This is a genomic window from Tissierellales bacterium, from assembly GCA_035301805.1.
GTDB lineage: Bacteria > Bacillota > Clostridia > Tissierellales > DATGTQ01 > DATGTQ01.
The window spans coordinates 1-14,383 of the sequence record DATGTQ010000238.1 but is presented as its reverse complement, the minus strand read 5'-3'; the positions used below and the strand labels follow the sequence as shown (position 1 = coordinate 14,383).

At 30.8% G+C, this 14,383-nt stretch carries 12 protein-coding genes; 4 read left to right on the top strand and 8 right to left on the bottom strand.

Annotated features, from left to right (window positions below):
• The 4 genes from VK071_11905 to VK071_11890 form a co-directional block, all read right to left on the bottom strand.
• Window positions 1–230 (bottom strand): cytochrome c biogenesis protein CcdA (locus tag VK071_11905; protein HLR36016.1); only part of this gene is annotated, 230 nt, incomplete at its 3' end.
• A gap of 241 nt (window positions 231–471) precedes the next feature.
• Window positions 472–1,950, bottom strand: a complete 1,479-nt coding sequence (locus VK071_11900) for a YdiU family protein (protein HLR36015.1) — start codon at window positions 1,948–1,950, stop codon at window positions 472–474.
• A 124-nt stretch (window positions 1,951–2,074) separates the two neighbouring features.
• Window positions 2,075–2,569 carry a phosphatase PAP2 family protein gene (locus tag VK071_11895; GenBank protein HLR36014.1) on the bottom strand — a complete coding sequence of 165 codons (495 nt, stop codon included), beginning with the start codon at window positions 2,567–2,569 and terminating at the stop codon, window positions 2,075–2,077.
• A gap of 32 nt (window positions 2,570–2,601) precedes the next feature.
• Window positions 2,602–2,835: a hypothetical protein gene (locus tag VK071_11890; protein ID HLR36013.1), complete on the bottom strand. Its 234-nt coding sequence runs from the start codon at window positions 2,833–2,835 to the stop codon at window positions 2,602–2,604.
• 225 nt (window positions 2,836–3,060) lie between these two features.
• Here VK071_11890 and VK071_11885 point away from each other — a divergent pair, with 225 nt between their 5' ends.
• From VK071_11885 to VK071_11870, 4 genes are all read left to right on the top strand, one after another.
• On the top strand, window positions 3,061–4,854 hold the full coding sequence (locus VK071_11885) for an oleate hydratase (GenBank protein HLR36012.1): 1,794 nt from the start codon (window positions 3,061–3,063) through the stop codon (window positions 4,852–4,854).
• 87 nt (window positions 4,855–4,941) lie between these two features.
• Window positions 4,942–7,053 carry a hypothetical protein gene (locus tag VK071_11880; protein ID HLR36011.1) on the top strand — a complete coding sequence of 704 codons (2,112 nt, stop codon included), beginning with the start codon at window positions 4,942–4,944 and terminating at the stop codon, window positions 7,051–7,053.
• The gene (locus VK071_11875; protein HLR36010.1) at window positions 7,050–8,279 is read left to right on the top strand and encodes a hypothetical protein; all 1,230 of its coding nucleotides are present in this window, start codon (window positions 7,050–7,052) and stop codon (window positions 8,277–8,279) included. The genes VK071_11880 and VK071_11875 overlap by 4 nt, the downstream gene beginning before the upstream one ends.
• Window positions 8,280–8,289: 10 nt before the next feature.
• On the top strand, window positions 8,290–10,227 hold the full coding sequence (locus VK071_11870; protein ID HLR36009.1) for a vWA domain-containing protein: 1,938 nt from the start codon (window positions 8,290–8,292) through the stop codon (window positions 10,225–10,227).
• A 48-nt stretch (window positions 10,228–10,275) separates the two neighbouring features.
• Here the strand turns inward: VK071_11870 and VK071_11865 are convergent, their stop codons facing one another.
• The 4 genes from VK071_11865 to VK071_11850 form a co-directional block, all read right to left on the bottom strand.
• Complete coding sequence (locus VK071_11865; protein HLR36008.1) at window positions 10,276–10,587, bottom strand: hypothetical protein; 312 nt, start codon at window positions 10,585–10,587, stop codon at window positions 10,276–10,278.
• Entirely contained in the window at window positions 10,563–10,700 is a 138-nt protein-coding gene (locus VK071_11860; GenBank protein ID HLR36007.1) for a helix-turn-helix domain-containing protein, read from the bottom strand. Before VK071_11860 ends, VK071_11865 begins: the two co-directional genes overlap by 25 nt.
• A 465-nt stretch (window positions 10,701–11,165) precedes the next feature.
• Window positions 11,166–12,305, bottom strand: a complete 1,140-nt coding sequence (gene ugpC / locus VK071_11855) for a sn-glycerol-3-phosphate ABC transporter ATP-binding protein UgpC (protein HLR36006.1) — start codon at window positions 12,303–12,305, stop codon at window positions 11,166–11,168.
• Between the two features lie 14 nt (window positions 12,306–12,319).
• A partial coding sequence (locus VK071_11850) for a hypothetical protein (GenBank protein HLR36005.1) occupies window positions 12,320–14,383 on the bottom strand: 2,064 nt, incomplete at its 5' end.

Below are 14,383 nucleotides of genomic sequence, written 5' to 3'. Positions count from 1 at the left end.
ACTCTTACTGAAGAGCCTAGTATAAAGAAAGTTGTAGATATTCCTAATACAAACAGAACTGTATTTCTAACTAATGGACTATCTTTTAATTTTACTTCCCCATCCTTTAAGTTCTGCACACTACTACCTGATAATATAGCTAAGTATATGGGTAAAATAGATAGCACACAGGGTGAAAATAGTGAAAGTATTCCTTCTAAAAATACTACAAATATATTCATATGTTCCATAAGCTTTAAAACCTCCTTATTTACAATATATAAATAACCTTACTTATTTTAGTCACTTTTCTTTTTAAAGTTACTTTTTATTATAAAGTTACTTAGTTAATATGTCAATAAGAAATATAAAAAATGCTATCTTATGTTTTTACTAAATTCGATAGCATTATTTAACGATATATTATCTTCTTATTAAAAAAAGAGCAGTTTTAACTGCCCATTTTATATATTGCTATTTTATACAATTTTATTAAGTCCCACAAAATGTTCTGTAAGGTCGTGTAGATGGAGGAGGTAGTGTAGAATATTCTTCCTGTTCATCAGAATATGCATAAGGATCAGAAAGAACATTAAGAAATTTTTCTATTGCCCTATAGTCTCCCTGTTTTACTGCCACTTCCAACACTTGCTCTACTCTATGATTACGAGGAATTATAGCAGGATTGTTGTCTCTCATCAACTGTTTTGATTCTTCTTTCGACTCTTGCTGCCTATTTAGCCTTGACTGCCATTTCTCTTTCCAGTGAGCAAATTCGTTAGTATCAAATAATTCCATGTCACACAATTCATCAATAGTTAAAGCTCTAAAAGTATTAGTAAAATCTGCATTATATTTCTGCATAATACTAAGCAATTCCATAATAATAGATTTATCCTCTAATTCTTCATTATACATCCCTAATTTTGCTCTCATTCCATTAAGCCAAAAATAGTGGTATATCTTAGAAAAATCTGTAATCTCTTCATTAACTATTTTCAATGCCTCATTCTTATTATGATGAATAAGTGGCAACAATGTCTCTGCAAATCTAGAAAGATTCCATGCTGCAATTTGTGGCTGATTACCATAAGCATAACGACCATAGTGGTCAATTGAGCTAAATACTGTTGCTGGATCATAAGTATCCATAAATGCACAAGGCCCAAAGTCAATAGATTCGCCACTAATTGTCATATTATCAGTGTTCATTACACCATGAATAAATCCAACAAGTTGCCATTTGGCAATTAATTCAGCTTGCCTTTTAATAACTTCCTTAAGTAATAGATGATATCTATTTTCAGCTGATGCAACATCTGGAAAATGTCTTTTTAATGTATATTCAGCTAATAACTGTAATTCCTCAAGATTCCCATATACTGAAATATATTGAAATGTACCAACTCTAATATGACTTGATGCTATCCTAGTCAATACGGCACCAGGTAGGACTGCTTCACGAATTACACTTTCTCCTGTTGTTACAACTGCCAAACTTCGAGTTGTAGGAATACCAAGTCCATTCATTGCCTCGCTAATAATGTATTCCCTAAGCATTGGTCCTAAGGTGGCTCTACCATCTCCCCCTCGTGAATATGGTGTTCTACCGGAACCTTTTAGTTGAACATCAAATCGCTTACCCCTGGGAGTAATCTGCTCACCGATCAGCAAAACTCGACCGTCACCTAGCATTGTAAAATGCCCAAATTGATGCCCCGCATAAGCCTGTGCAATGGGTAAAGCCCCTTTAGGAATGCTATTGCCGGCAAGTACTGATACTCCATCATTGCTCTGTAATTCATGGATGTCTAGCCCTAGAGACTTTGCTAGAGTGCTGTTAAAAATAATTAACTTTGGTGAGCGTACAGGAGTTGGATTCTCCTTACTATAAAATTTTTCAGGTAGATGAACATAGCTGTTATCAAAATTCCATCCCATATTTACCTTTTTATCTATATTAGTCTTCATTATTAATCATTTCCTTCTTAAATTTTCATATTGTATCTTTATTAGTATCTGTTTATATATTAAAAAAATTAAGGTAATTTAAACCTATAAATAAAAATAAAATTTAAGTAAAGTTTCAATAATATTAAATTATAAAAAAACCAAATATGCCACAGAGAATACCAATAATAGCTCCAGCGATTACATCCTTAGGAAAGTGTACACCGCCTAGTACTCTCGTCACTCCTAATACTATACCTAAAAACATTAAGACAAGCCCCATGGGCACTGAAATATAATAAAAAGCCATTGCAATTATAAAAATAGAAAATACATGTCGAGAAGGAAATGACTTTCCCTTAGTATCTTTATTTATAATTGGGATAATATCCAATACTTCATAAGGACGTGGAGCATTAAGATAATTTCTAAACACACTTACGATAACGAAAGAAATTCCTGGAGTAAGTAATACCCTCCAAAATCTTATGTCACGATTTAATGCTAGTATAATAAGAACAATTGGATATATACTATATACAAATCTAGTAATAATATTATTAACTGTTTTAAGAATTTTCACACCATGTAAATGATCATATATTGGTCTTGTTATTTTTTCATAAGTCTTTTCATTCACAATATCACCATACTTTCTAGATCAAGTTTAAATCAAAACAGCCTTATAATCCATTTTGTTTTATTTATTCCATATAAATCATATGATATAGCATAAAAGCTAATATCAAAGCTAGTTAATTCTAAAGTTTCCCCATCGTTAATTATTATTTTATCCAAAAACAGAAACGTAGGAAACCTGGCCCAAAGTTCTATTAAAATGCATTCTTGTCTAAATAATATAAGCTTAGCTATTTCTGCAATTCGTTTCTCATAGTCTTTAGCCATTTAAATTCCTTCAAAATATTTATATTTTTATTATATCATTATTCGAAATTTAATTGTTCTATTTAGTATATCTATCTAAACTTTACAAAAAATAAGTATTCAAAAATTTAAGGAAGAGTATATTTATTACACTATATTGGCATGTTAATAGAGTGTATGAAAGAAAACCTAAATATAATATTGTGATTTAAACGAATACCAAAAAACAAGAAAGAGGGAGATGCGATGAAGTTAAAGACATATGATGATAGACTTAAACTTACAAATGGAAATTATCATTCTTTAGTAAATGCAAGAAAACCTAAAGGAATAGAAGATAAAAAAGCTTATTTAATTGGTACAGGAATTGGAGCATTGGCTGCTGGTTGTTTTTTAATTCGTGATGCTCATATGGATGGAAGTAAGATTACTTTTTTAGAGCAATTAGATATTCCTGGAGGATCCTTGGATGCTCAAGTTCGCCAAAATGTAGGTTATGTGGCACGTGGTGGACGTGAACAGGGACATCATTTTGAAGTTTTATGGGATTTGTTTAGTTCATTACCATCCACAGAAGATCCTAATATGACTGTGCTAGATTATTTTTATTATACAAACTATGATGACCCAAATTATAGCAATTGTCGTATTACGCATAATCAAGGAGAACGCTATGACAATGGAAAATTCAATTTAGGTCAAGATTTAGCTAAAGAATTAGCTGCTTTTACAATGATGACAGACGAAGAACTTCAAAATAAATCTATTGAAGGTGTTTTTTCTGAAGAACTTCTAAATACTGACTTCTGGACAATATGGAGAACAATGTTTGCTTTTGAAAACTGGCATAGTGCTTTAGAGATGAAATTATATATGAATCGTTTCATCCATCATGTTGATGGGTTACCAGATCTCTCCGCACTACAATTCTCACGTCATGATCAATATACTTCATTTGTAAAACCGATGGTTAAATATTTAGAAGACCATGGTGTTAAATTTGAATATGGAATTACTGTTGATAATGTAGAATTCTTAATTTCAGAGGATAAAAAAGTTGCTAAAAAAATAGTAGCAAAAGATAAAAATGGAAAAGATATCTCTATTGATTTAACAGAAAATGATTTGGTATTTATCACCAATGGGTCGATGACAGAAGGTTCTGGATATGGTGATGATAATACTTCAGCTCCATTTAATAAGGAACTAGGAGGGTGTTGGAATCTATGGAAGAATATAGCGGCCCAATCAGATGATTTCGGGCATCCAGATAAATTCTGTACAGATCCAGAAAAATCTAATTGGGAGTCTTGTACAGTAACTTGTCATGATGAACGTGTCCCTGAATATATTGAAAAGATTACAAAACGTTCCCCATATACTGGACGCACTGTAACTGGTGGCATAGTTACAGCAGTTGACTCTTCCTGGTTGATGAGTTGGACCATAAACCGGCAAGAACAATACTATGGGCAACCTAAAAAAGATGTTGTTGTTTGGGTATATGGTTTATTCACTGATGTTCCTGGAGATTACATTAAAAAACCTATGAGGGATTGTACTGGAAAGGAAATTACAAAAGAATGGTTATATCATATAGGGGTTCCTACAGATAAAATAGAAGAATTAGCAGAAAGCTGTACTGCAGTTCCAGTTATGATGCCATTTATCACATCCCAGTTTATGCCCCGTGAATTTGGAGATCGTCCTTATGTTGTACCAAAGAATGCAGTAAACTTTGCCTTTCTTGGACAATTTGCTGAAACATTGGATGATCCAGGACGTGATACTGTATTTACTATTGAATACTCAGGACGTACAGCTATGGAAGCAGTATATGTATTGACTGGAGTTGAAAAAGGAGTTCCTGAGGTATATGCTTCTAGATATGATATCCGCTATTTGTTAAATGCAGGTGTATGTTTATTGGACGGAGAAAAACCAGAAATAGACTTGACACCACTAATGAAACGTAAAATTGAAAAACAAGTAGCTGGAACAGAAATTGAAAAGATATTGAAAGAATATAATATTATTTAATATTTTCTAGGATTAAATAATATGATTAAAATCCCGTTTTACCAAATCGGGATTTTAATTTATATTTTCTGCTAAGGAGGATATTTTGTGAACAAAGAGAAAGGTTTTAAAAAGGATTATATTCCTACCATAGAGGAATTGGAAAATTGGCGGGAAGAAGACTTGCGAAACGAAGCTTTAAGATTATGGGAATATGAAAATAATAAAAAAATAGAAGAAGAAGGATTTTTCTTTAAAACATTTAGAAAAGTGGAAGAAATAGATAATAAAGTTCTTTTTGATCCTAGAAAAGACAATGTCTATTATGAAAAATATAACAAATATATAGAAGAAGAGATGGAGAATAAGGCAAGGAAAATACAGGAAATTGAAAATTTAATTGAATATGAAAAGTTCTTTCTCCGCTGGGAAAGGAGAGTAAATAGAGAAAAAAATGATTCTAGTCACTATGGAAGTAATTCAGCTACAAGGTATCGAGTTGATTCAATAAAAAAATTAGAGGAAGAGTTAGAAAATATATTAGGTACTTCTCCAGAAGGGTTAGAGTATTATTATAAAAATCAATTAATAAGAGATATAGAAGATAAACAACAACAGCGTTTAATAAATGTTCCATATGTAGCCAAAGCAAAACAAAAAGTAATGGAATCTTTGAATCTAGGAACTCCTGTATATATTGTGGGGCATTTGGGAAGTGGGAAAACGCAATTAGCAACTGAAGCAGCTTTGGATTTTACTATTGAAAATAAGATACAAAGTGAATTAGAGGCTAAAATGGAGAATTGGTTTTCTCTAAATCCAAATGCGACAGAAAAAGATGCTATTGAGAAGTTTAAAGAATTCAATAAGGAAAAAAGATATTATTACAAAAATATTCTAACAAATGGGAGTAAAGAGGAAATAGAATCCTTACAGCCATTATTTATATCTGGCTCTCATAATTTAACCCACGAAGATATGTTTGTAGAAAAAACCTTATCTCTTACACATAGTTTTTCTCAAAGATCTTTTACAGATTATCTAAATATAATTATAGAAGATTTTTACGAATGGATGGATAAGCATAAGGAAAAATTAGATAAGATGACTGACGAAGAGCAATTACAGCTTAAAATTCAGATATGGAAAAGTTTTTCTGATTTATTGGTGGCAAGTAATAGTGCCTTTGGTACTGAAGTCAGAAAAATAGAAAGAGAAATTTTAATCGCAGTAAAGGAAGGACGTACTGTAATAGTAGACGAATTAAATACAATTGCAATGCAAAACTTAATCGGATTAAATGATATATTACAGCGTCATGCAGGAAGTACAGCTTATATTGCAGGAGTTGGCCCAGTAGCAATTAAACATGGATTTGCATTTATAGGTACAGGAAATTTATCAACTCAGATGGTTAATTATGAGGGAACAAATGAATTAAATCCGGCTTTTAAGTCACGGTTTATAACTATTGAATACAATTATATGCCCCAAAATGTAATTGGATCTTTAGAAAATCAAGAATTTCCAGAAACAAACCAGCTTTTCAGAGTGATAATTATAGGATTAGCTGATAAAAATGGGAGTATTCATATTCCCAATCCTAAAATAACATTAGAAGAATTATTTAGATTTTCTCAACTATGTAAAGTCACACAAAATGTTTTTATAGGTAAATGGAAGGATCATGAAGATCAAAGTGATTCTGGAATAGAAGATTTAGAGCTAAGAGAATCAGTATTGTCTGTTCGTAATATTTTGCATGTTTTAGACAACTGGAACCAAGGAGAAGAAAAAGATTTAAGCAAAGCTTTATGGGATGGATTTATAAGTTCAATTACTTATGCCGATGATCAAAACTATATTCTATCACAAGCAGTTCGTTTTGGATTTTTTCCTGTAAATGAAGGATGGAATGTGAAAACAAAAGCCATAGGAGAAGGCATAACTACCTATGAAGAAATTCGTACTCGCCCATACAACTATATTCGTCCTAAAATAGAAACCTTCAGCTATTTAGATGTAATCCACCTTATATATGGAAAAGGACCTGTTAGGACGACTTTACCAGAAGAGTTAATAGAAAGCTTTAAAGAGAATACAGATAATTTAAGACAGATTGATGTAAAAAAATATCAAGAATTAGACCGGCAACTATTTCATTTAGAACATACAAAGAATCTACTAGAATATTTAGAGAATAATGGAGAGAAAGAATGAAAGTAAATTTATCTATAGATGGAGAATACTTTAAGAATAAAGTTAAAGATTTAAGAACAAAGCTGGAGAAATGTAAGGAGACGGGAATCTTAGACGATGATTTTGAAGATAAATTAGATAAACTATTACAAATTGAAAAAAACCTACTAATAGATTTAATCCCATATTACCGAACTTATGTCGATGATGTCAAAAAAACCTCTATGAAGGTGTTTCCTATGAAAGAATTAGGGTCTTTTACTTCCCATGGTTTGCCACAAAGTATCTTAAGAATCAATAAAAATCTTTTTATTACTAATAGTATAAATAGCAAAATTCAATTTTTTTATACAGATATTCCAAAAAATTTATCTGAAGAAAAGGAAATAGTGGTAGAATGGAGTCCCCCCATAAAGGAAATAAAAGAAAAAATTTCATTTATATATAAACTAAATCATAAAGAAATCTTGCTTTTAGGTGCAAAAAGAGGATATTCTATAATTTTAAGTGATGATTTTGATAAATTACCAGATATTAATGAAGAGATTAAAGTTAAAAGAATTCAAATAGATTCTGATTTTAAAGGATTTGGGATAACATTAGAGATTGGAGATACTTTATTTATAACAGAGAATAAAAAGAATACATTAACTTTATTTGAAATAATGAAGGAAAATGGTGAATATTTTTTAAATGTTCATACAAATATATCTTGTATTATTCCAAACTGGACTGCCATGGAGAAAATAGGTAAGAACTATTTTGTAGTTGGAACAAAAGATGGAATAATATATTTTATTAAATATGAAGATGGTCAACTTAGAATCCTAGGGGAAACTTATATATTCCATAATATAATAAGAAAAATCAATTGTCTAGAGGATGAAAAAGGTAATAAGAAATCTATTATAGTAATTGGAAACAAAGGACAATGTAAAATATTTGATTTATATGAAGATACAATTTTAGAAAGTTATGACTTAAAAGGCAATTTATTTGACCTTCAATCTGTAAAAGGTACTTCTGTAGTTTTAAGTGAGGATGGGATTATATACTTATTTGAGGAAAATTTCGGGAGTTGGCATTTAAATGAAGAGGCAACCATAAAGGATATATTCTTTACAAATATATTTAAATTGAATATTTCAAAATATCTGCTTATAGATATAGAAGGTGAATTAAATCTTTTGTATATTGACAGAATTCATACCCCTCAGGATTTATGGAATATGGCCTTATACCAATAGGAGGTAAACTATGTTTGATGAACAAGCTTTAATTGAGGAATCTAAAAGACATTGCGAAGAATTTTTACAAAAACAACAACGTTCACTGGCTACATTTACAAAAGATTCTAGTCTAAGATATATTTCTGATGAAAAGTTAGAGAGATTTAGATTGGAGTATTCCAAAGGAATTTTATATTTGCCTTTGTCTAGATTTTTAGATAAAAATCTAGACGAAAATCAAATAATGTGGCATATCTATTATGAGTTAGCCTTATACCCTGATTGGAGAAAACAAACTAGAATGTATTTAAATAGGGAAAAATATTGGCAGAAAGAAATTGACAGTATGACAAATTATATTCTAAATAGAATAAAAAAAGAGGGACTAGAAAAAGATTCTGCATATGAGCCTAAGATTATTTTAAATTATGTAAAAAAAGAAGTTCTTGATTTATTATATTCTTTGGATAGTTATATTTCTTTTTTAAGGGTTTTAGAGTTATGTCCCATATATAGGGATAAGGAAAACTTTGAAAAAATTATTTCTTATATGAAAGAAATAGGTGAGACTGTTGAAGGAATTTCAGATATGCCTAAACATAGGGCTTTTATAAACAGCTTTTTAATTATTGAATTATATAAAACTGAACCTGAATTTGAAGAAGGTGCTGAGAATCCATTTCATAGGAAAGTTTTCAATGAATCTTTCTTTGACTTTGTTCGTTATCAGTTAATTAGACAGATAAATCATGAACAAGGAATTCTGGAAAGAGACCCATTTATTCAATCTTTTATATTTCCAATTTTTAAGGACTTATGGGAACAGGAAATTAATGAAATGATATTTTATAAATCAAAGGAAGGTAAAGAGAAAAGTATAGAAGCAGAGGATAATCCTTTTAAACAAGATGATATAGAAGAAGTACAAGAATCTCTAGAATCTACTTATGAAGAAATAGAAAGGATTTTAGAGGAAATGTTAGAACTTCAAGACCAAAGGGTTTCCAGTATAGAAAACATGATGAATAATAAAATGGATTTAGAATGTTATGGAATTAGCCAAGGAGATCAACAATTATTTCAATTTTATTCAAATAAGATGAAAAAAGAAAGAGAAGAAATGCGTCAATTTTGGAAAAAGTTAATAGGAGATGCTAAGAAAGAAATAAGTGTAAAAAAGGACCATGAAGTAAAGGGTAAACTGGATATAAATAATCTGATTAATTTTTATCCAAACTTTATTGAAGCAGAGAAAAAGAAAAACTATAAAAATCTTCCAATTTTTAATAGATACCTTTTAGAATCTCAAAAAAATATATTGCCTGAAAAAATAGAGATTTCCTTTGTTATAGATAATTCAGGCTCAATGGATTCTAGGAAAATTGAGGCAGCAAGGAAGGCTTTAGCAGTAACACTATTATCAATAGATGATTTCAATAAATATTTAAAAATTAATGCAGAACAGTTGAACCAGAAAATTGAAGTTTTAAGTGAAACTTGGTTTTTTGGGGGCAAATATTATACCGTTAAAGAATTTAATTATAAAAACCTACAGGAAAAGGAAAAAAGTGAAATAATTCATTCTGTTGTAAGATTAGATGGAACAGATGGAGCAACTGATGATGGAAGTTGTCTAAAAGAAATATCCAATAGAATTACGCCCAAACAGGAAAGAGAGCTTAAAAAAGGGAACCAAATAAAGATAGTCTTTCAAGTTACAGACGGTGCATCTAATTTTCCAGGATCAGCAAAGAAAGCTGTAGGGGAATTGTTGTCTAAGAATGTGGAAGCATATGGATTTCAAATAGGAAAAGATAATCAAGTAAATAAAAAGATATTTAATTTTGTATGGAATGAAGGATATAAAGAACCACATGGAGTAATAATTGGTGAAGAAGTAGAAAAGTTACCAAGAGAACTGCTGAAAACTGTAGGAAAAAATATGAAATCTATTTTTAATAATTAGTTAGTAAGTGTAAAATCAAACCCCTGGTGGAATCCCCTTTCCCTACTATTAATCCAATACTGATAACCAAAGCCTCTCAGATTCCATAAGATATTCTGTTACTAATTTTATGAAAGGTTCATAATTCATTGTTGTGTGCGCAATATCTAAAACTTCATAGTATCTTGCTCTATCTTTGTTTTTAATAATAAGCAGTTTTTCATGAAGAGAGCCTGCAAGTCGTTTTGAAAATAACCTATGTTCATCAATTTTTTCTTTTAGGAAATCAATAATAGTAAAATCATATTCTAGACCAAGGTATTCTTTATTAATAGCTTCTCTTCCATCTATGGGTTTTACTGCATCGAAAGGAATTGCCAATTCCTGCCTATCTTAATCGCTCCCTCTATTCTACCTTCACGACATAACAGTCGTATTCTACTATCACTTATTCCCCATTTTTCACTTGCCTCTTTTATGCTTATATAAGACATTCTATCACCTCATAGTAATTTTCTACCTATATCGGAATGATGTCAAGAATATTCCACACATAGAGAGTGTTATTTTAAAGATTTAATCTCTATCCCTTTAAAAACATTATATAATTCAGTATACAACTAAACTTATTTAAATAGAATTCAATCTATAAATATAGCTTGCTCATGTTTCCCCACAGTAATATTAAGTTCATTCATCCAATAAAATCTTTCCTCTTCTATTTTGAGTATTATATTATCAAGCTCTTTAATGGCTATATTATACATAAAGCCTTAGATTGATTAAGATATATTTGGGAAAAATCTCCAAAGAAGATATCTTCCTTGGAGATTTTAAAATAATATATCCTGATTACTATGTAGATTTTCTACCTTTTCTCTGTATTAATTCTTACAGATCCTATTAATAAAAGTTAAATGGTTATAATGACTAGGTAAAACATGTCACATAAAATCAAATTAACTAATTTCAACTTTATTAATTTCTTTCTTTAAAGCTAATAGGGATACTTCTGTATCTTTGTCAAACAACTGAATCTTTTCTGTCTTAAATCTTATGGCCACATTTTTCTCACTTCTCAGGGAAGAATCCAAATCTGAGCTAATCTTTGAAACTATTTTTTGTCCTTTATAATCTATATATACTAATACTTCAGACCCCATATGCTCTTGTACCTCAATTTTAGCTTTAAGAGCATCTTTTCTCTCATTTCTAGATTCTATAACATCCTCTGCCCTAATGCCTAATACAAGATTCCGTCCCACATATTCCTCTAATAATGTTTTCCCAAATCTTTCTTCACTAATATACATTTTTGTTTCATCTATTTGAATATAATACTTAGAATCCTCTTTATTTAATGTCACATCAATAAAATTCATTTGTGGTGTCCCTATGAATCCAGCTACAAATATATTATATGGTCTTTCATATAGCTCTTGGGGATTTCCTACTTGATGAATTTTACCATCTTTCATTACTACAATTCTGTCTGCCATAGTCATTGCTTCCACCTGATCATGGGTTACATAAACAAATGTAGTCTCTAATTGATTGTGTAATTTTATTATTTCAGTCCTTGTAGATGCTCTTAATTTTGCATCCAAATTAGATAGGGGTTCATCTAATAAAAAGGCTTGTGGATCACGAACCATAGCACGACCTAAAGCCACTCTTTGTCTTTGACCTCCTGATAAAGCTTTTGGTTTTCTCTCCAATAATTCTTCAAGTTCAAGTATTTTTGCAGTCTTACGGACCCTAACATCTATCTCTTCTTTTGGCAGCTTCCTCAATGAAAGAGCAAAAGCTAAGTTTTTATATACGGTCATATGTGGATATAGTGCATAATTTTGAAAAACCATAGCTATATCTCTATCCTTAGGAGCTATACCATTAACCAATTGATCATTTATATATAAATCTCCAGAGGTGATTTCTTCAAGACCTGCAATCATCCTTAAAACTGTAGACTTACCACATCCTGATGGTCCTACAAGCACCATAAATTCTTTATCCTGAATCTCTAGGCTGAAATCCTTTACAGCTTTCACACCACCAGGATAAATTTTGTTTAAACTTTTTAGAGTAATGCTTCCCATAAATCTCCCCTCCATTACATTATATATTCTATATCATTAGTTTGTCTTAATTGGCTGACTTGAACATAATTGTTATCTAATTTCACTCCATTTAAGTAAATTTCCTTGTATCCAGATTGATTTCCATTTTTATTATAAATATTAATATTTATTTTCTTTCCCCTAAATATCTTTGTTATAGCAATCTCTTCCCAATGATTAGGGATAGTAGGCTCTATACGAATTCCATGTATATCTGGCCTTATACCCAATATTCCTTCAACACATGCAACCATTACTGTTGAAGCTGTACCAGTAAGCCAATGAAGATGGGATCGGCCTTCAAATGGACTTTCCACACTTTCTGTAAACTGCCCATATACATATGGTTCCATTTGCCTAATATCTGCTAGTTGATTTTGATGAGCTGGAGAGCTTTTTTTGTAGTATTCATATGCTCTATTTCCATTACCAATAAGTGTTTCAGCCAGTATAAGCCAACCTTGAGTTTGTAAAAATATGCTTCCATTTTCCTTGGTTGAGCCATTGTATACAGTAGCTAATGCCCCTTTAAATACCTGGTCTTTAAATGAAGGTGCCATTAACCTAGCTCCATAGTCTGTGCTAAGATTTATAAATACATTATCCATAATTAATTTACCGCGATTGAAACCTGCTAATCCTGATATAATTGCCCAGCTTTGTGGATTTAACCATAAGCTAGCTTCTATATTTTCTTTGGAACCAATCCTAAGATTGTCTTCTGTAATCCCTCTGATATATCTATCTCCTTCAAAACATTCTCTATCAATGATTTTCCCTAATTCTACTTTTATCTTACCTATATCTTCAATATATATATAGTCATTTTTGATATTTGCAAATTCCTCCATGACATTTAACCCATAATACAATTGCATAGCAACAAATGTGGATTCTCCTTTTTCTCCTAATCTTAGGCAGTCATTCCAATCTGCATACAGGCCAACAGGCAAACCATTATTACCTAAATTATTTAATGAGAACTCTATGGCTTTCCTCAAGTGTTCATAGACAGAGTCATGGCCTTTATCAGCATAAGCTACTATTTCATCTAAGAATGAAATATCTCCTGTTTCATTAATATATTTTTTAATTGTAGGAAATAACCATAAAGCATCATCTGCCCTATATGATGGGTGACCAGTTTCTTTTACATAGGAAAAATCATCTGGAGTATCCTCCTTCCCTGGATTATGGTTATATTTAACAAGGGGAAGTCCCGCCCCATTGCTTACTTGGGCAGAAAGCATAAAAACTAATTGTTTTTTTGCCAATTCAGGTAGAAGATGAATAACTCCCTGAATATCCTGTACAGTATCCCTATATCCATATCCATTCCTATGACCACAATAAGTAAAAGAAGCAGCTCTAGACCAAATAAAAGTCAAAAAACATTGATATGGGTTCCAAGTATTTACCATATGGTCAAAGTTTTTATCGGGAGTTTTTACTTTCAAGGCAGAAAGATTATCTTTCCAATATTCTTTTAACTCCTCAAGTTCTTGATATGTATTTATATTTCCCTTCCCTTTATAAAAAGAGAGAATTTCTTCAGCTTTTATTTCATCATCTTGTCCTAATACAAATATAATTTTCCTTTCCTCTCCAGGCATTAGCTTTAGTTGTGTATGCAATGCTCCACAACTATTTAAATTATAATTTAAAGTATTTTCACATTGACCCTCTACAACGGCCTTAGGATTCCCATAAGAATTATAGTTTCCAATAAAGCTCTTCTTATCACCTGAATAAGAAGAAATAGGAGCATTTACTAGTCCAAAAAATCTCTTACAAGCTTCATCTGAGTTTTCCTTTATACTTTGAATAATCTTATTATCCTTAAAATATGTTTTAGATACAAATAAGGAGTACTGGAGATTTACTGTATCCTGCTCATAGTCTGACTCATTAGTAAACTCTGCATATCCAAAAATAGAAATCTTTCTTTCTCTATTAGAAAGATTTCGTACTTTATGTTCCCATACCTCATAGGTCTTATTTAATGGAACATAGTATGTAGTTTCGGATTCAATGCTACTATATTGGGTTTCAAATAT

Bases quoted from the DNA above. Each gene is read 5' to 3' on its own strand.
- VK071_11885 (HLR36012.1), top strand. From the start codon at position 3,061: ATGAAGTTAAAGACATATGATGATAGACTTAAACTTACAAATGGAAAT.
- ugpC (HLR36006.1), bottom strand. From the start codon at position 12,305: ATGGGAAGCATTACTCTAAAAAGTTTAAACAAAATTTATCCTGGTGGT.
- VK071_11860 (HLR36007.1), bottom strand. From the start codon at position 10,700: ATGTCTTATATAAGCATAAAAGAGGCAAGTGAAAAATGGGGAATAAGT.
- VK071_11890 (HLR36013.1), bottom strand. From the start codon at position 2,835: ATGGCTAAAGACTATGAGAAACGAATTGCAGAAATAGCTAAGCTTATA.
- VK071_11875 (HLR36010.1), top strand. From the start codon at position 7,050: ATGAAAGTAAATTTATCTATAGATGGAGAATACTTTAAGAATAAAGTT.
- VK071_11900 (HLR36015.1), bottom strand. From the start codon at position 1,950: ATGAAGACTAATATAGATAAAAAGGTAAATATGGGATGGAATTTTGAT.
- VK071_11870 (HLR36009.1), top strand. From the start codon at position 8,290: ATGTTTGATGAACAAGCTTTAATTGAGGAATCTAAAAGACATTGCGAA.